The organism is Sporosarcina luteola (assembly GCF_023715245.1).
GTDB classification, from domain to species: domain Bacteria; phylum Bacillota; class Bacilli; order Bacillales_A; family Planococcaceae; genus Sporosarcina; species Sporosarcina luteola_C.
Window position 1 is genome coordinate 1921459 of the sequence record NZ_JAMBNV010000001.1, and the last position, 17912, is coordinate 1939370.

The 17912-nt window shown below is 45.8% G+C and carries 19 protein-coding genes; 1 reads left to right on the forward strand and 18 read right to left on the reverse strand.

Going from position 1 to position 17912, the window contains the following annotated elements; genetic code table 11:
• Positions 1 to 41: 41 nt before the first annotated feature.
• The 9 genes from fabG to M3152_RS09280 all read right to left on the reverse strand — a co-directional run bounded on the left by fabG (position 42) and on the right by M3152_RS09280 (position 9213).
• Positions 42 to 788 (reverse strand): 3-oxoacyl-[acyl-carrier-protein] reductase, encoded by a 747-nt coding sequence (gene fabG / locus M3152_RS09240; protein ID WP_251694844.1) that lies wholly within the window; start codon positions 786 to 788, stop codon positions 42 to 44.
• A complete protein-coding gene (fabD, locus tag M3152_RS09245) occupies positions 788 to 1723 on the reverse strand; it encodes an ACP S-malonyltransferase (protein WP_251694845.1) in 936 nt (311 codons plus the stop codon). Before fabD ends, fabG begins: the two co-directional genes overlap by 1 nt.
• A complete protein-coding gene (plsX, locus tag M3152_RS09250) occupies positions 1720 to 2712 on the reverse strand; it encodes a phosphate acyltransferase PlsX (protein WP_251694846.1) in 993 nt (330 codons plus the stop codon). The genes fabD and plsX overlap by 4 nt, the downstream gene beginning before the upstream one ends.
• Complete coding sequence (gene fapR / locus M3152_RS09255; protein ID WP_251694847.1) at positions 2712 to 3293, reverse strand: transcription factor FapR; 582 nt, start codon at positions 3291 to 3293, stop codon at positions 2712 to 2714. Before fapR ends, plsX begins: the two co-directional genes overlap by 1 nt.
• 150 nt (positions 3294 to 3443) lie before the next feature.
• A complete protein-coding gene (gene recG, locus M3152_RS09260; protein ID WP_251694848.1) occupies positions 3444 to 5492 on the reverse strand; it encodes an ATP-dependent DNA helicase RecG in 2049 nt (682 codons plus the stop codon).
• Complete coding sequence (gene sdaAA, locus M3152_RS09265; RefSeq protein ID WP_251694849.1) at positions 5473 to 6381, reverse strand: L-serine ammonia-lyase, iron-sulfur-dependent, subunit alpha; 909 nt, start codon at positions 6379 to 6381, stop codon at positions 5473 to 5475. Before sdaAA ends, recG begins: the two co-directional genes overlap by 20 nt.
• 14 nt (positions 6382 to 6395) lie before the next feature.
• Positions 6396 to 7058: an L-serine ammonia-lyase, iron-sulfur-dependent subunit beta gene (gene sdaAB / locus M3152_RS09270; protein WP_251694850.1), complete on the reverse strand. Its 663-nt coding sequence runs from the start codon at positions 7056 to 7058 to the stop codon at positions 6396 to 6398.
• Positions 7059 to 7173: 115 nt separating this feature from the next.
• The gene (locus tag M3152_RS09275; protein ID WP_251694851.1) at positions 7174 to 8832 is read right to left on the reverse strand and encodes a DAK2 domain-containing protein; all 1659 of its coding nucleotides are present in this window, start codon (positions 8830 to 8832) and stop codon (positions 7174 to 7176) included.
• 21 nt (positions 8833 to 8853) lie between these two features.
• Positions 8854 to 9213: an Asp23/Gls24 family envelope stress response protein gene (locus tag M3152_RS09280; protein ID WP_251627161.1), complete on the reverse strand. Its 360-nt coding sequence runs from the start codon at positions 9211 to 9213 to the stop codon at positions 8854 to 8856.
• A 457-nt stretch (positions 9214 to 9670) separates the two neighbouring features.
• On the opposite strand from M3152_RS09280, the gene rpmB reads away from it, so the two are divergent.
• Positions 9671 to 9859 (forward strand): 50S ribosomal protein L28, encoded by a 189-nt coding sequence (gene rpmB / locus M3152_RS09285; RefSeq protein WP_251623931.1) that lies wholly within the window; start codon positions 9671 to 9673, stop codon positions 9857 to 9859.
• 62 nt (positions 9860 to 9921) lie between these two features.
• Here the strand turns inward: rpmB and spoVM are convergent, their stop codons facing one another.
• The 9 genes from spoVM to def all read right to left on the reverse strand — a co-directional run bounded on the left by spoVM (position 9922) and on the right by def (position 17897).
• Positions 9922 to 10071 carry a stage V sporulation protein SpoVM gene (gene spoVM / locus M3152_RS18110; RefSeq protein WP_262172890.1) on the reverse strand — a complete coding sequence of 50 codons (150 nt, stop codon included), beginning with the start codon at positions 10069 to 10071 and terminating at the stop codon, positions 9922 to 9924.
• 13 nt (positions 10072 to 10084) lie between these two features.
• The gene (locus tag M3152_RS09290; protein WP_251695300.1) at positions 10085 to 10738 is read right to left on the reverse strand and encodes a thiamine diphosphokinase; all 654 of its coding nucleotides are present in this window, start codon (positions 10736 to 10738) and stop codon (positions 10085 to 10087) included.
• On the reverse strand, positions 10738 to 11403 hold the full coding sequence (rpe, locus tag M3152_RS09295) for a ribulose-phosphate 3-epimerase (RefSeq protein WP_251694852.1): 666 nt from the start codon (positions 11401 to 11403) through the stop codon (positions 10738 to 10740). Before rpe ends, M3152_RS09290 begins: the two co-directional genes overlap by 1 nt.
• Before the next feature lie 2 nt (positions 11404 to 11405).
• The gene (rsgA, locus tag M3152_RS09300; RefSeq protein ID WP_251694853.1) at positions 11406 to 12290 is read right to left on the reverse strand and encodes a ribosome small subunit-dependent GTPase A; all 885 of its coding nucleotides are present in this window, start codon (positions 12288 to 12290) and stop codon (positions 11406 to 11408) included.
• 14 nt (positions 12291 to 12304) lie between these two features.
• Complete coding sequence (gene pknB, locus M3152_RS09305; protein ID WP_251694854.1) at positions 12305 to 14278, reverse strand: Stk1 family PASTA domain-containing Ser/Thr kinase; 1974 nt, start codon at positions 14276 to 14278, stop codon at positions 12305 to 12307.
• Positions 14275 to 15033 (reverse strand): Stp1/IreP family PP2C-type Ser/Thr phosphatase, encoded by a 759-nt coding sequence (locus M3152_RS09310; protein WP_285847009.1) that lies wholly within the window; start codon positions 15031 to 15033, stop codon positions 14275 to 14277. The genes pknB and M3152_RS09310 overlap by 4 nt, the downstream gene beginning before the upstream one ends.
• Before the next feature lie 76 nt (positions 15034 to 15109).
• Entirely contained in the window at positions 15110 to 16465 is a 1356-nt protein-coding gene (rsmB, locus tag M3152_RS09315; RefSeq protein WP_251694856.1) for a 16S rRNA (cytosine(967)-C(5))-methyltransferase RsmB, read from the reverse strand.
• Positions 16462 to 17403 carry a methionyl-tRNA formyltransferase gene (fmt, locus tag M3152_RS09320; protein WP_251694857.1) on the reverse strand — a complete coding sequence of 314 codons (942 nt, stop codon included), beginning with the start codon at positions 17401 to 17403 and terminating at the stop codon, positions 16462 to 16464. The genes rsmB and fmt overlap by 4 nt, the downstream gene beginning before the upstream one ends.
• Complete coding sequence (gene def / locus M3152_RS09325) at positions 17400 to 17897, reverse strand: peptide deformylase (protein WP_251694858.1); 498 nt, start codon at positions 17895 to 17897, stop codon at positions 17400 to 17402. Before def ends, fmt begins: the two co-directional genes overlap by 4 nt.
• Between the last annotated feature and the right edge of the window lie 15 nt (positions 17898 to 17912).

The window sequence follows — 17912 nt, forward strand, 5'->3', positions numbered from 1 at the left end:
AATTTCCAGGCAAAATTCATTAGTTAGACCTATACAGGTGATTACATCACCATACCGCCATCAACATTGATGGTTTGTCCGGTAATATAGTTTGCATCGTCGGATAGTAGGAACGCTACTGCGCCTGCGACATCTTCAGCTGATCCTAGCTTACCCAAAGGAATGGAGCCCAACATTTGTGCTTTAACTTCCTCTGGAAGAGCTTCAGTCATATCTGTTGTAATGAAACCTGGTGCAACTGCGTTCACAGTGATATTCCTCGTAGCAAGCTCTCTCGCAGTCGTCTTCGTTAAGCCTATCACACCGGCTTTTGCAGCGACATAATTTGCTTGTCCCGGATTACCGATGACGCCTACAATCGATGCAAGGTTGACGATCTTTCCTGCACGTTGCTTCATCATTTGACGTGTCACAGCTTTCGTACAGAGGAACACGCCTTTTAGATTGATGTTGATAACATCATCCCATTCGTCTTCCTTCATGCGCATCAACAAATTATCACGCGTAATTCCTGCATTATTTACGAGCATATCAATAGAACCAAACGTTTTCAATGTCTCATCGATCATTTGTTTCACTTGTTCGGCATCCGAAACGTTTGCTTGGATGGCAAAAGCATCTCCGCCGGATTGTTTGATCAATTCAACGACTTCTTCCGCTTTTTCTTTGCTGCCACTATAGTTGACCGCTACACGAGCGCCTTCTTTTCCTAGCAAAATTGCAATCTCGCGTCCAATTCCTCTTGAAGCGCCTGTAACGATCGCCGATTTTCTTTCAAATCTACCCATTATTCCCACCCTTTCGCTGCATCAATGACTGCTTGCATTGTCTCTTTGTCATAGACAGGAAGCACTGTAACAGATCTATCTATTTTCTTAACAAGGCCGCTGAGCACTTTTCCAGGGCCGCATTCAATGAAATGTGTAACACCAAGGTTGATCAATTTTCGAACGGAGTCTTCCCATCTAACCGGGGAATATAATTGTTCCACAAGGAGTTGCTTGATTTCCTCACGATCTGAAACCGTTTCCGCATTCACATTAGCGATGACAGGTATCAATGCGTCTTTCATTGCAACTTCATCCAACGCTTTTTTCAGACGATCCGCTGCAGGTTTCATAAGGGATGAGTGGAATGGTCCGCTCACATCCAAGGGAATCGCTCTTTTCGCTCCCGCTTCCTTAAGCTCGATACAAGCTTTTTCGACGCCTGCTTTCGTTCCCGATATGACAATTTGTCCAGGACAATTCAAATTGGCCGGTTGGACCGAATCGCCATTAGCTGTAATGGCATCCGTCACTTCTTGCAGCTTTTCGCTATCCAGTCCTAAAATGGCGGCCATCGCCCCTTCTCCGGCAGGAACCGCATCGTTCATGAATAGTCCACGCTTATGGACAACCGACACACCGTCCTCAAATGAAAGGACGCCTGAAGCGACGAGGGCAGTATACTCACCAAGACTATGTCCAGCTGTATAGTCAGGTGTAATTCCTTCCTCAACAAGCCTTGAAGCAATCATAGCGCCGACTGTCAACAATGCGGGCTGCGCATTATATGTCAATGTCAGTTCCTCTTGGGGGCCTTCTGTAATCAAACGGCTTAAGCCGAACTGCAATACTTCATCAGCCTGTTCTAGGAAACTCCCGCCACTATTGAATAGTTCTGCTCCCATTCCGACAGACTGTGAGCCTTGTCCCGGGAAAATAAACGCTATTTTCGTCATTCCGCATCCACCTTTCCAACTGTCTCTCTAATTGTTCCGCACACATCGAATTCGACCATTGTCCTCGCTTGTCTAATCGCATTTAAAATTGCATTGGCATTTGAGGAGCCATGTGCCTTGATGACTGGGGAATTCAACCCGAATAAACCCGCTCCGCCATACTCGGTGTAATCCATTTTCTTTTTTAAACCACGGAGGTCATCTTTCACCAATGCCGCTGACAGCTTGGACTTCAAAGAGGCTCCATATACTTCTTTTAGCATTGAAAAGAAACCCGCTGCAGTCCCTTCAATCGTCTTCAACACCATATTCCCTGTAAATCCATCCGTTACAATGACATCTGCCGCACCGCTTAAAATGTCCCTCGATTCGACGTTGCCGATAAAATGAATGGGCGCTTCTGTGAGAAGTTCGTATGCCGCTTTCGTCAGTTCGTTCCCTTTGCCTTCTTCAGTGCCGATATTCAAAAGTCCGACGCGGGGCTTTTGAATGCCGCGCACTTTTTCCGCATAAATGCTGCCCATGATCGCATATTGCTGCAAATGAGTAGGCTTTGCGTCAGAATTTGCGCCGACATCCAAGAAGACGAAACCTTGTCCATCGATTGTCGGTAAGGTTGGCGATAGCGCCGGGCGATCGATGCCTTCAATCCGTCCTACGATAAATAACCCGGCTGCCATTAGCGCTCCTGTATTCCCGGCAGATACGCACGCATCGGCTTTGCCGTCTTTTACAGCCTGCGCCATCCTTACCATGGAGGCATCCTTCTTCCTTCTGATTGCACGGACCGGCTCATCGTCCGCCTCGATTCTTTCTGTACAATGAATCACTTTCAAGCGTCCATGTTCTTTCAAATATGGTGCCATCTCTTCTTCATTTCCATAAATATGTATATGTATATCTTCAAATTCCGATAGGCTCAGAAGCGCGCCTTCAATAATTTCACCTGGTGCATGATCTCCGCCCATTCCATCCAATGCAATGATCATCATATTTCCCTCCTGCTGTGGTCCGTAGTTTGATACATCTGGAATTCACCGGTGAAAACCGTCTCGTTTTCGACAGTGGAGATGACATCGACAAAAGTTCTTTTATCATTTGAACGCTCTTTATCAACGATGGCACGTGCAATGACCCGATCACCTGATTTGACGGGCTTCAGGAAATGGAGGTTCGATGTGACAGTCAAAGCAAGATCATCATCGAGAACAGCAACTGCCAATGAATTTGCCTGTGCGAATAAATGGTGGCCACGAGTGATTCCACTTCTTCGGAAGACATGATCGTCCGTTACATCAAATATGGAAACAGCCCTCTTGTCCAACTCGATATCTATGATGTCACCAATCACCTCATCGGATTGGAGAGACTTCACTTCTGCATCCATTGTTCGCGCAGCAACGGTTTTCAGTCGTTCACGCAACTCTGGAATTCCACATTCCAATCGATCCAATCGTATCGTCTGAACGCTTACGTTAAATTGTTTGGATAACTCTTCGTCTGTCAGAAAAGGATTTTGTTCGAGGCTCATTTCAAGCTGGCGCTGCCTCTCCCTTTTTGGCACTCTCACTCGATTCACCCTTCCGGATTAGCACTTGGTACTAATACCAGTATATTATCATAGTTCCTCATTGATTTCTACAAAACATTGGATGAAATAAAAACAAACAACAGGCAAAGAAAAAAACTCAATTTCTTGACCTGTTGTTCAATTATGTTTTCAGTCCATACGTTCTTGTGAAAGCGCGCCTGATTGCTCCAAGTCTTCTCTTAGGAATTTATATTCCGGGTCAGTCCAGAATTCATCCGATGCCAGCATCTTCTCAGCATCTTGACGCGCAGTTTCCAACGCACGGTAGTCATGCACCAGATCAGCCATCTTGAATTCAGGCATTCCGCTTTGCTTCTTGCCGAAGAAGTCTCCTGCCCCTCTAAGCTCAAGGTCCTTTTCGGCTAATAGGAACCCGTCATTCGTCTCTGTCATGGACTGCATCCGTTCTTTCCCTTCCTCGTTCTTCGGATCAGCAAGAAGGACGCAATACGATTGGTCCGCCCCCCTGCCGACCCTCCCCCTTAATTGGTGGAGTTGGGCAAGACCGAAACGGGTGGCATCATAAATAAGCATAAAAGTGGCGTTAGGGACATTCACGCCTACTTCTACGACGGTTGTCGAAACGAGGCAATCAATTTTCCCCTCACTGAATTCCCTCATGATCGCATCTTTCTCATCGGAATGAAGTCTCCCATGCATGAGGCCGACTGTGTACCGCCCGGCAAAATGGTGGGTGAGCTGGCCATGGACATCTACGGCATTCTGCACATCGATCTTATCTGATTCCTCAATGAGCGGACAAATGACATATGCTTGTCTGCCGGCTTGCAACTCCTTCTCCATCTTCCGTAACACTGGCAATAAAGATTCCTCTTTCAACCAGTATGTTTCAATTTTTTTCCGTCCTGCTGGCATTTCGTCTAAGATCGAGACATCCATTTCCCCGAAGGCAGTGATGGCCAGTGTACGTGGGATCGGTGTCGCCGTCATGAAAAGGACGTCGGGATTAAGTCCTTTCTCCCTTAACACACGCCGTTGTTCCACACCGAAACGATGCTGTTCATCCGTTATGACGAGTCCCAGTTTTGCGAAACCGACATCCGGCTGGATCAATGCGTGCGTCCCGATCAGCAGATCGATTTCTCCGCTTTGCAATTTCTCAATGATGATCCTTCTCGCTTTCCCTTTCGTGGATCCGGAGAGAAAGGCGACATTCACTCCAAACGGCTCAAGCCATGATGAAAGGGAATCGGCATGCTGTTCCGCAAGAATTTCCGTCGGTGCCATAAGCGCACCTTGAAACCCACCAGTAATCGCCGCAAATAGGGCAATAGCAGCTACGACCGTCTTTCCGGAACCTACATCCCCTTGCAGCAGACGATTCATCCTCATCGGGCTTTTCAATTCGGCACATAGCTCATTGACAACCTTTTTTTGTGCATTCGTCAGCTCGAAAGGCAATGAAGCAATGAACTCCTTGATACGATCCAGATCATAATGAATCGGAGTTCCTTTTTCGGTTTCTTTACGGATTTTTTTCATACCGATCATTTTCAATTGAAATTTCAAGAGTTCCTCATAGACAAAGCGTCTACGTGCCTGTTTCACGTCATTCGGCGATTTTGGAAAATGCACCATTTCAAGTGCTTCTCCGACCGACGGCAACAAATAAGCTTCCCGCAATGAATACGGAAGAACTTCGGCAATTTCACCGCTGCACAAATCTAGTGCCTGTCTCATATATTTGCGGAACGTCTTTTGGTGCATGACGTTTTTCAAACTATAGACAGGTTCAAAATCAGCTTGATCTGTTTTCGGCCCCTGACTGAAGTTGCTCACATTGATCACTTGCCTGCCACGATCCCATTTGCCTGTCACCGTAACGATCATTCCGATTGAAATTCGGTCTTTCAAGTAATGTTGATTGAAGAAAACCGCTTTAACGAGATGGTTTCCGGCCAGCAACCGTAATTGGAGTCGTGATTTATTTCTCCCCAAAAAAAGAACGGAAGGCTCACTTTCGACCCTTCCTTCAATGGTGACCCGTTCATTATGCGGCGTTTCAGCTAAATTTTTCAATCTGAAGTCTTCATGGCGGTACGGAAATGTATTGATTAACTCTTCAATCGTTTCAATGCCAAGTTTTTGAAGTTGTTCTGCAGATGCCTTGCCGACGCCTTTTAGCGTTGTGACAGAGTCAAGAATTGACGGCGTCACGAGACGTTTTGTCCTTTCCGAAAATCTCGGCTTCGAGCGCCTTTCCAGTAGGAGTGGCAGCTAAGCCCCCTTTTGCGGTTTCCCTTAACGCGGAAGGCATTGACTGTCCGATTCTATGCATCGCTTCAATCACTTCATCAGTCGGAATCCTGCTTACTACTCCTGCAAGAGCCATATCCGCTCCGACAAGGGCTTTTGCAGCTCCCATTGCATTACGCTTCACACATGGTACTTCTACTAGACCCGCCACCGGATCGCACACAAGTCCGAGCATGTTTTTCATGACGATTGAAAAAGCCTCTGCACTTTGCTGAGGAGTTCCTCCAGCCATTTCAACGATCGCAGCGGCAGCCATCGAAGCGGCTGATCCAGTTTCCGCTTGACATCCTCCTGCTGCTCCAGAGATGGATGCATTATTTGCCACGACAAAGCCGAAAGCGCCTGATGTAAATAAGTAATTCACCATCTGCTCTCTCGTTGGGTTCAATTTGTCTTTCACTGCGAAAAGCGTTCCTGGTACAATTCCGGCAGCCCCTGCAGTTGGAGTTGCACAGATCATTCCCATTGCTGCGTTTACTTCGTTTGTCGCAACCGCTTTACTGACAGCATCCAAAATAAGGTCCCCTGAAAGCGATTTCCCGGACTTAATATAGTTTTGAATAAGGACTGCATCGCCGCCTGTCAAACCGGAAGTCGATTTTACGCCTTGCAACCCTTGCTCGACAGCGCTTTCCATGACGGAAAGATTATTTTCCATTTGAGCGACAATCTCTTCACGTGAACGTCTTGTCATTTGCATTTCCTGTTCAATCATAATTTCCGAAATCGACTTATTTTGTGTTTCCGCGAGTGCTACTAATTCTTTTACAGTACCGAATAGAACTTCCATTGCTATTTCCCTCCTCAGTTCGCCAATGTTGAAACTTGCGTAACATTCGGCAACGATTTCAATTCATTTATGAGTGTTTCATCAAACATCTGGTCGACTTCGATAACCATCAGAGCCATTTTCCCTTTTTCCTTCCGGCCAACTTCCATATGCGCAATGTTCATGCCTTGCGAAGCGATAGCGTTGGAAACATTTGCAATGACGCCCGAACGATCGTCGTGTACAACGAGGAGCGCCGGGAAATGACCCGATAAGCGAAGTGGAAAGCCATTCAACTCAGTGACTTCCATTGTACCGCCACCGATTGAAATCCCGACAAGCTCCATTTCGCCTTGACTGTCGCCAATAACAATTTTTGCCGTATTCGGATGATCGGCTTCTTCCTCTTCGGGAATGAACTCGAAAGTCATGCCGAGTGCTGCGGCATCTTCAAAAGCCGTTTTTATTCTTTCATCAAACGTGTCGTAATCCAGCAACCCCCCGATAATCGCAACGTCAGTCCCATGCCCTTTATAAGTTTCTGCAAAAGAACCATAGAGATGAATTTTCGCCCACTCCGGCTGACGTCCGAACAAATCCCGGGCTACTCGTCCAATTCGAGCTGCTCCAGCGGTGTGCGAAGATGAAGGCCCGATCATGACGGGACCAATAATTTCAAAGACAGATCTATATTTCATTTAAACTACCCCCTTATTGAGAAGCAAACACTCTCTTCATTTTACCGTAGATTTCAAGTAAAGACAAAATAGAAAATCGGCATGCCCCAAAAGGCATGCCGTCGTTTTTTCCGTATTATTCCACGGAAAGGATATAAGGATAAAGCGGTTGTTTCCCGTTGTACAATTCGACTTCTGTATGATCATACGTGGATTCCACGTATTCAGCAATTTCAGCAGCTTCTTGCTCAGTTACATCCTCTCCATAGATGATTGTTACGATTTCATCATCTTCATTGATGAGTGATTCAAGCAACGTCTTCATAACATCATCTAAAGAAGGATTGGAGATAACAATTTTACTGCCTGCAAGTCCCATAAAATCATCTTTTTTAATATCGATGCCATCTATGGATGTATCCCGGATCGAATAAGTGACTTGGCCAGTTTTCACGCCGGCCGCCGCTTTGGACATGCTCTTTTCATTATCAGCCACTTCGGCTTCAGGATTGAATGCGAGAATTGCCGCCAGCCCTTCCGGAACGGATTTCGTTTCGACGACAGCTGCTTCGATGCCAATCACTTCTGCTGCCTGCTTTGCCGCCATGATGATATTTTTATTGTTCGGCAAAATGATGACCCGCTCCGCACCAACGTCTTTGATAGCCTTGACGATATCTTCGGTTGATGGATTCATCGTCTGTCCGCCTTCAATGACAGCAGAAGCTCCGATGCTCTTCAACAAGTCGGCAATTCCTGTCCCCATTGCCACTGTTACAATTGCGTATGGATGAGAAGCTGTCTCCGCCTTTTTAGTCGAATGGCTTTCCCCGACAATATCAATATGCTGCTGACGCATGTTTTCGATTTTAATATTAATGAGCGAACCGTATTGCTGTGCATAATTCAATGCATCTCCCGGCTCTTCAGTGTGAATATGTACTTTCGCAATCTCCTCATCTGAAATGACAAGCAATGAATCACCGAACTTGCTCAGGTCCTGGCGGAAATCGCCTTCCTCGAAAGGATGCTTCTTCACTTTTTCATCCTCGAATTTCACCATGAATTCTGTACAATAGCCGTAAACAATATCTTCAGTGTTCATGAATCCTTGTACTCCACGATGATGCTCGGCGTTGACTAGATCCTCCATCAGATCCATATTCGTCCGCTCAGGAAGCTCTTCCCCTTTCAGACATGCCAAAAAGCCTTCATATACATAAACAAGGCCTTGTCCGCCACTATCGACGACACCAACTTCCTTCAAAACCGGAAGTAGATCTGGAGTCCGTTTCAAAGAAGCTTTCGATTCTTCAACGATTGCCTCCATCACTTTAATGATGTCTGTAGTCGACTTCGCCACTTCAACACCTTTGTTCGCTGCATCTTTGGCAACAGTAAGAATCGTACCTTCAACAGGCTTCATGACTGCTTTATATGCCGTCTGCACTCCATATTCCAGTGAATTTGCGAACTTCTTGCTATCCAGCTTCTCTTCCTCTTCCACAGCCTTGCCAAAACCACGGAACAATTGGGATAGGATGACCCCGGAGTTCCCGCGTGCTCCCATCAATAGGCCTTTAGACAATGCTTGGGCGGTCTTGCCCAGATGCGCAGAAACATTCGCTTCCGTTTCCTTTGCCCCGGACGTCATGGATAAATTCATATTTGTCCCTGTGTCCCCGTCAGGAACAGGAAACACGTTAAGTGAATCGACATAGTCTGCATTCTGATGAAGGTGATGCGCACCCATCCTCACCATGTCGGCAAATTTCACACCATCAATAAAATTCATTGAAATGTTTTCCTCCTTCTATCAGTTCGTCACCCGAACTCCTTGAACAAATATATTCACTGAATCCACTGTTAACGATAAGGTCTTTTTCAATGTATACATCACTTTGGATTGCACTTGGTATGCGACCTCAGAGATTTTTGTTCCATATCCGATAATGACATACATATCGATATGTGTTTCGTCTCCGATATTTCTAACAATGACTCCTTTTGCATAGTTCTCTTTTCCAAGGATGTCTGTAAGTCCATCCCGGATCTGATGACGCGAAGCCATGCCGACAATTCCGTAGCATTCGATTGCCGCCTCTCCCACCACTTGGGCAATGACGTCATTCGTAATATCTATCGTACCGTAATCGTTTTTCATCTCGATTGACATGAAAGCTTCCCCTCCTGCATCCATAATAACTACCCCCATTGTACTATACACGATAACAATATAAAAGCGTAGGATGGTGTTTAACTGCGACAGCTAGTTCAAAGATGTGCTCGTAACGCTTTGCTTTTACTCGCAAAAGCCGTTCTTCGTCACGGCTTTCACTGGAGGAATTGAAACGAAAGGCGGTTTTTGCCTTTCGCTTCAAGGCCGAAGTAACCCGAGCAAATCGAACAAAGAAGGGTTCGATTTGCCGTATTTCTGCGGTTTTTGCAGAAATCAAGGCAGCCTTCCAGCGCGCGGACTAGATATTAGAAGAGCGTAGTAACTGTTGTAAAGGATTTTCACTTGAAAGCATCAGTAAAAAAGGTTGCATGCCCTTATTTCCTGTGATAAAGTATTATGGTATGCGAATTAGATAGTGAATCGCTTAATCAATATTAGCGAGGAGGTCATAAAAATGGCTAAAGAATGTGTAGTTACTGGCCGCAAAGCACGTACGGGGAATGCCCGTTCACACGCAATGAATGCCAACAGACGTACTTGGGGAGCTAATCTTCAAAAAGTCCGTATTCTTGTAAACGGTAAACCGAAACGTGTTTGGGTATCTGCGAGAGCGCTCAAATCAGGTAAAGTGCAAAGAGTATAATATCTTTATCCGCGTTCCGATTACTATAAGACAAAAAGAAATAAAACGCCAGGCCGATAAGTTCAGCCTGACGTTTTTTCTTTTTTCCGTTTTTTGTTTCGCTGGCTTGCAGTAGCTTGGGTTTTAACCTTATCTTCTTTTTGGAAGACGACCATGCATTTTCGTACAAAGCTACTTAGAAACTTCGGCATCGTAAAAGTATAAACTCGCAATTCCCTTCTCCTTTCAGGAATCTGAACTTCTTACCATTAAGCATATGCCCTGTCGGAATGAGATAGTACAAACTTCTGAAATTGGTTCATTGCTCGTGAATTTCGTCATGCCCATATCCATCCTTTCGTTAACCGTCTCATACTTGAAGCCGGTCAATGTCAGGCCTTCTACAGAACTGCCGAAGGGGAAAAATGAAATATAAGGGAACTGGGCAGCCCTTTTCACCCGATGGACTCCAGGACGAAGTAATGAAAGTTCATTATGAGCGTTGCGGATGCGGAATGAAACTTCTTTATGTTCCATCTGCATCCGAAGTAATAAATGCAATGCCGATTCGAAATGATCCAACCTGCCCCCAGTGACACCGGTCAAAATCACTTCTCCCGGACGATAGGAAATGGCGCGATCTACAGCCAGTTCCGTGTCCGTTTCGTCTTTTTCTGTCTGGAAGGGATAGACTCGTTCCACAGATTCTTTTATTCTGCTATACTCCTCTTCACTCACTGAATCAAAATCTCCGATTGCCTCTTCGGGAATAATCCCTTGATCCAGTAAATGAATTGCCCCGCGGTCTACGCCGATGAAAATTGTCCCTTCCGCCTCGTAAGCGGACAGGTCGGGCAACTCCCCGGTTGGCCCGCCTGCACAGATGATAATCCTATTCATCAATTCAGTACGCTTTCCCCAGCGGCTTTAATCCTTTGCAGTGCTTCCGTACGATCTTCCGCATTATAAACGGCCGAGCCAGCGACAAATATATTGGCGCCCGCCTCAACGCAAGGGATGATCGTTTCCTCATTGATGCCGCCATCGATTTCGATATCGATTGACAATCCTCTTTCCTTGATCAGATCGGACAATTGCTTCACTTTCGGAAGTACGGAATGGATGAACTTCTGTCCCCCGAATCCCGGATTGACCGTCATGAATAATACCATGTCGATATCTTCAAGGATATGGACGATATGCTCTACCGGCGTATGCGGGTTCAGTACGACACCCGGCTTCACTCCGAAAGAACGGATCAGCTGAATGGTGCGATGCAAGTGTCGGCACGCTTCCACATGGACAGTAATATAATCCGCTCCCGCTTTCGCGAACTGTTCAATATATGCATCAGGGTTCTCAATCATGAGATGGACATCGAGCGGAAGATCCGTAACTGGCCGCAACGCTTCCACAACAATCGGTCCCATCGTAATGTTCGGAACGAAATGGCCATCCATTACATCAATATGAATCAGTTCAGCTCCAGCTTTCTCAACTTCTTTCACTTCATCTGCCAACTTCGAAAAGTCCGCAGCTAAAATGGACGGTGCAATTTTAATCATTTTCAATACCTCGGCTTTCGGTCAGTAATCTCTTGCAGAAATTGCAAATAATTAGAGTAGCGGGATTGAAGGATTTCCCCGGTCTCCACTTTCTGTTTAACTGCGCAGCCAGGCTCCTTCAAATGCAAGCATCCCCTGAATTTGCATTCATGCGCCACGTTTTCCATTTCAACGAAAGTATCACGTAATTCCTCTTTCTCGATATGATCAAAATCAAGGGAGCTGAAGCCTGGCGTGTCAGCGACGAGCCCGCCAGCAACTTCCAAAAGTTCTACATGGCGCGTTGTATGTTTGCCTCTGCCAAGTGCTTCCGAAATCACTCCAGTCTTCAAAGAAAGCTCAGGAATCAACGTGTTGAGCAATGTTGATTTTCCGACGCCGGACTGACCGGCAAGAACCGTTGTTTTTCCATCCAAGAATGGTTCAAGCAAGAGGAATAGGTCTGGATCTCCGATAAAAGTAACGATGACATCGTAGCCGATACCGCGGTAGTACGCAGCTGCAGTTTCCGCTTGACGTAGATCCCCTTCCCCTGCGACGTCTTTCTTGGTCAGACAGATAACCGGTTTTATGCCGACTGATTCGATGACAGCAAGGAACCGATCTAATAGATGGAAACTGAAATCCGGTTCCACAATCGAAAATACGAGCAACGCCTGGTCAACGTTTGCAATCGGCGGTCTGACCAGCTCATTTTCCCGTTCATGAACTTCAGTGATGGTTGCATCATTATCACCTTCACGGACAATCGTGACAAAGTCTCCGACAAGGGGTGATATACCCCTAATTTTAAAGACCCCACGGCCTTTGCACTGGATAAGATCTCCGTCCTTTACCTTGACATAATAAAAACCGCTTATCGCTTTTCTAATTTGTCCTTCCGGCATCCAATCCCTCTTTCTCATTCGGCATCATTATAATTAATCGATTTTTCTGCAATAATTTCCGAATCTCTACGGACCTGATAATGGCCGCTTTGGCCTTCTTCCAATGTGAGTGTAATCTCTCTCTGCACATCTTCCGTTATCGTAAATTCAGCAACTGGTTCCGTCATGGAATGTTTGCTGTCCTGAATATAGATTTTGATCGTTTGCGGTTCAGGGTCTTTGTCTTCCTCATCGTCTTCAACATTCGATGGTTCATATGGAATCGTAACCTTGTACACAACATACTTAACCGGGGCCTTCGCCTTGCCTTTTGAAAGGACTACGTCAACTGTCGCACCTTTTTCAAGTTCGGCGTTCGCTGAAGGTTTTTGTGAAATGACATGACCTTCCTTCACACTATCAGATTCTATCCTATTAACGATTCGAACATTGAAGCCGGACGTATCAGCATAATCCTTCAATTTACTCTCAGAATAATTCGATAGATCAGCCAGTGTTTTCATTTCTTTCCCTAAACTGACTGTAAACACAATTTCAGTTTCTTCCGGAACTACTTTCTCGCCGGCTTCAGGCGACTGCTTCAGGATTTGTCCTTTTGGTGCATCACTGTGAACCCATTCTGGTCGAATATTACTAAATCCTCTACTATTTAGGAATTCAACAATTTCTTCATATTCCCTATCAACATAATTGGTCAGTTCTGTCGTTTCCTTGCCGATACTAACGTATAGGGTGACCGCTGATCCAATCTCTCGTTTTTTATTAGCCTCCGGATCTGTCCCGAAAACTTGTCCAGCTGGATATTCATCCGAATAATCCTCAACCTTATCTTCAACCACAAACCCATTTTCCTCAAGCGACGAAATCGCTTCCGCTTCCTCCAATCCCACCACCTCTGGTATCAAGGCAGTTTTCGGACCGAATAAGGTCGGCCAAAAATAAATCAGGAGGACTGCAATCGCCAACAGCAAAGCGGATAAGCCAACGATGATCGGCCACTTCTTCCGTTTCTTCTTCTGCTGCTGTTGCGGGGCAGGATCAGAATCAGGAACAGGACTGATGATTTTGGTCTTTTCTGAGTGGTCCGCTTTTGATGTGTCTGTAATGATAGGAATGACACGCGTCCGGTCATCATCGTAAGGGATGGTGAATTTCTCTTCATGCTGCCTCTCAGGTGATAAAACGGTGAGCAGGTCTTCATACATCTCATCCGCCGACTGGTATCTGTATGCAGCATTCTTCGCTGTCGCTTTTAAAATGACATTTTCGACACTTTGCGGAATGCCGGGAAATGAAAGTCTTACAGAAGGCGTCTCTTCCTGCAAATGTTTCAATGCGATTGCAACTGCAGTTTCCGCAGAAAAAGGCAGTTCACCTGTCAATAGTTCATAGAAGACAATCCCCAACGAATAAATATCCGACTTTTTCGTTGCCATTCCGCCCCTCGCCTGTTCGGGAGATAAATAATGGACAGTTCCGATAACAGAATTCGTTTTTGTATGTGACGTGGCGCTTAACGCCATTGCAATTCCGAAATCGGTTATTTTCACATTGCCTTCAGCGTCCATTAAAATATTCTGCGGTTTTATATCCCGATGGACAATCCCATTATGATGGGCATTGGCAATAGCCGAAACGAGCTGCCTCATGATTTTTACTGCTTGATGGACTTGCAAAGGACCATTCATTTGAATAAATTTCTTTAGTGTCTGGCCTTCAATATATTCCATAACGAGATAATGAATTTCTTCATCCTCGCCAACGTCAAAAATATTGACGATATGCGGATGAGTCAAACTTGTGGCAGATAGGGCCTCCCGCTGGAATCTCTTTTTCAGATCCTGCTCATTTGCGAAATCATAGTTCAAGACTTTAATGGCAACATCGCGGTCCAAAATGATGTCATGTGCCAAATAGACTTTCGACATTCCGCCTTCTCCGATTCCTTTGAGCACTTCGTAACGGCCGCCGATTCGTTTGCCGATCATTGTGGGCTCACCTCCGATGTGGAAGGGCTTGCCAATATGACAGAAATATTGTCTTCTCCACCCAATTCGTTCGCCAACTCGACCAATTTAACTGCCTTGTCATGCAAATCTCCATGCGCAGTGACGATTGTATGAATCTGTTTATTGTCGAGCTTATTGCTTAAGCCATCCGTACATATCAACAAGTATGTCTGTCCGTCCAATTTGAGTTGATAGAAGTCGGGCATGATCGTTTTCTCGGATCCTATAGCTCTCATTATCCAATTTCTTTGGGGATGTTTTGCCGCTTCCTCTTCGGTAATTTCTCCGGAATCCAGCAATATATTTACGAAGGAATGATCCTTCGTAATTTGCAGAATCTCATTCCGATTTATCGTGTATACCCTGCTATCCCCGATGTGAGTGACAAGTCCTTTATTTCCGTATATGAGCACAGCATCTAATGTTGTTCCCATCCCTTTGTATTCATTGTCATTTTCTGCAATGTCGAATAGGGTGCGGTTTACATACATTACCGTCTCCTGAAGCCATTCTTTCCAATCATCCTCGTCCATAGTTGCAGCGCTATCTACTTTCACGAACTGTTCGCCAAGTATCCTTACCGCTGTCGAACTTGCATAGTCCCCGCCACGGTGGCCTCCCATGCCATCCGCGACAACCGCGAGCGTCGGCCCGTCCTGAATTGCAAAGACTGCTGCACTATCCTCATTCACTGTCCGCTTCTTACCAACGTCTGTCACTATTTCGAATCGCAACACTCGTCCCCCCTTTTTCAAAGACACTGATTTTCAATTTCCCCTTATTGATTTGCTAGAAGTCAGTCGTTGTTCTTTACTCCTTCTTTTTGTGAAAAGCAGCGACGAAAAAGCCATCGCTTCCAAAGTGCTGCGGCAACACTTGAAGAAGATTGTCTTTGATTGCCAATGAGTCAATGTCGGCAAGCGCATCGATCGAATACAAGGTCAGATCTGGATGTGTTTCCAGGAAACGGCGGACCATTCCTTCGTTTTCGTCGTACTCTATGGTGCATGTGCTATAAACGAGAATGCCGTCATCTTTTAGTAACCGGTAGGCAGTAGCAAGAAGCTGCTCCTGGATTTCTGTCAAACTTTTCAAGTCCTGCTCGGTTTTATTGTATTTTATCTCCGGCTTGCGACGGATGACTCCAAGACCGCTGCAAGGAGCATCGACAAGGATGCGGTCAAATGAGGCAGGTCCATAAATGGACTCCAGTTCACGGCTATCCCCGCTTTTCGTTATGATGGATTGTATGCCGAGACGGTTAGCATTCGACTCAATTAATGCAAGTTTATGTTCATGTAGATCATGTGCGTATATTTCTCCTATATCATTCATCTTTTCTGCAATGAATGTTGTCTTTCCGCCCGGAGCCGCGCACATGTCCAACACTTTCATATCAGGCTTCACGTCAAGAGCCAAAACAGGCAACATGGAGCTTTCATCTTGGATTGTCAATAAACCTTCCGCGAATGCTGCCGTATTCGCTAAGCTCCCGCTAGATGCTTGGATGCTCCCTGGAATCACTTCTCCCCTGGATGCTTCAATCCCTTCCTTAGCGAGCGCCATAATCGCTTCTTCGACTGTCGCTTTCAATGAATTGACCCTAGCTGTCATGCGGGCTGGATGATTGTTTTCATGAGCCATCGCCAAAGCTTCTTCTTTGCCGAACTGGTTAACCCACCGCTCAATCAACCATGCAGGATGACTTGTTTCAACTGACATCCTTTCGATTTCATCTTTGATGTCCTCAATCGGGCGTACGCCTTTTCGTAATACGGAACGTAAAATGCCATTTACGGTTGCCGAGATGCCCTTATGCCCTCTTCTTTTGGCGATTTCCACCGCTTCATGAACGACTGCATGCGGAGGGATTTTCGTCAAATAGATTATTTGATAAATCGATAACCTCAGTAATTCCCTTACCCATGGATCTAATTTCCCTTTGACGAAAGGCTCCAAGTAATAATCTAAGGTCAATCTGTGCTGTAAAGTGCCGTACGTCAGTTCAGTCAATAAACCCCTGTCCTTCGGATCGATATCATATTTCTTAATCGTCCTGTTGAGGAGAAGATTGCTGTAAGCCTGATTCTGATTTATTTCCATTAATATTGATAATGCCGCGTCGCGGACATTGCCGTTCCAAATCCTCTTTTTGGCATTTGTCATTCAAATTTATCCCCTTCATTCCATTTGGCACCTATGCCATTAAGGAACTCTTCCGCCGACAACCGTTTTTTCCCGGCAGGCTGCAATTCAGTGATGGCAATGGATGTTTCGTCGCCTGTTTTGACGATAAGCTTGTCCTTCAACAATTTTATTATCGTTCCAGGAAGGGCCTCAGCCGTAATATCGGATTTGTCTGCCGTCCAAATTTTAACGTTCTCTTCTTGAAATACGGAATAGGCACCCGGCCACGGATAGAGTCCGCGGATTTGGTTGAAAATAGCTGTGCCGTCTTTGGACCAGTCGATTCTTTCCTGTTCACGGGTTATATTGCCTGCAAATGAAACATATTTTTCATCTTGGGGAATCCGTTCATTCGATCCGTCTATGATGGAAGGCAATGTATTTTTCAATAATTTTGTGCCTGCTACGGATAATTTCTCGAATAGGATGCCGGTATTATCTTCTTCGGTAATAGGTACAGTTATCTGTGAGATGATATCTCCCGCATCGAGCTTTTCAACCATATACATAATTGTTACTCCCGTTTCGGTCTCACCATCGATGACTGCTTGGTGGATCGGTGCGCCTCCCCGGTATTTCGGCAATAATGACGCATGGACATTGATGCAACCCAGTCGTGGGGCATCAAGTAGGGTTTTCGGCAGGATTTGTCCATATGCAGCGGTAACGATCAGATCCGGATTCATCTGGATAAGCTCCGCAAGTTCTTCGGATGTTCTCAGTTTTTCCGGTTGCAAGACCGGCAAGCCAAGTCGAAGAGCCTCTTCCTTTACAGGCGGAGGTGTTAATATCCTCTTTCTTCCGACAGGCCGATCGGGCTGGGTGACAACTGCAATGATGTCGTACCCTTCCTCGTGTAGCATTGTCAAGACAGGAACTGAAAAATCGGGAGTCCCCATGAATACGATTTTCGTCATTCGGTTTCAGCCTCCCCATCTACTTCTTCAAATTCCTCTGGGTCCACGATCCTTGTTATTTTTGAATCGAATAACACGCCATCCAAATGATCTATTTCATGCAGGATCGCCCGCGCTTCGTAGTCTTCCGCTTCCAGTTCGTACAAAGAACCGTCCCGTTCCTGTGCTTCTACACGAACGAAAAACGGTCGTTCCACTTCACCGTATAGACCCGGGAAGCTTAAGCAGCCCTCAACTTCTACGACAGATCCTCCGATTGCAGTGACGACAGGGTTGACCATTTCAATCACTTCGTCCCCTTCGCCCATATCGACGATGGCGACTCGGACCAATTCCCCTACTTGAGGAGCTGCGAGCCCTACACCATCTGCATCGATCATTGTGTCGTACATGTCATCGAGCAGCTTTGCCAATTTTTCATCAAATTTCTCCACTTCCTTACAACGCTGCGTCAGCATTGTTGAAGGGCTTTTAACGATTTCAAGTATTGCCAATTCTATTCCTCTTTT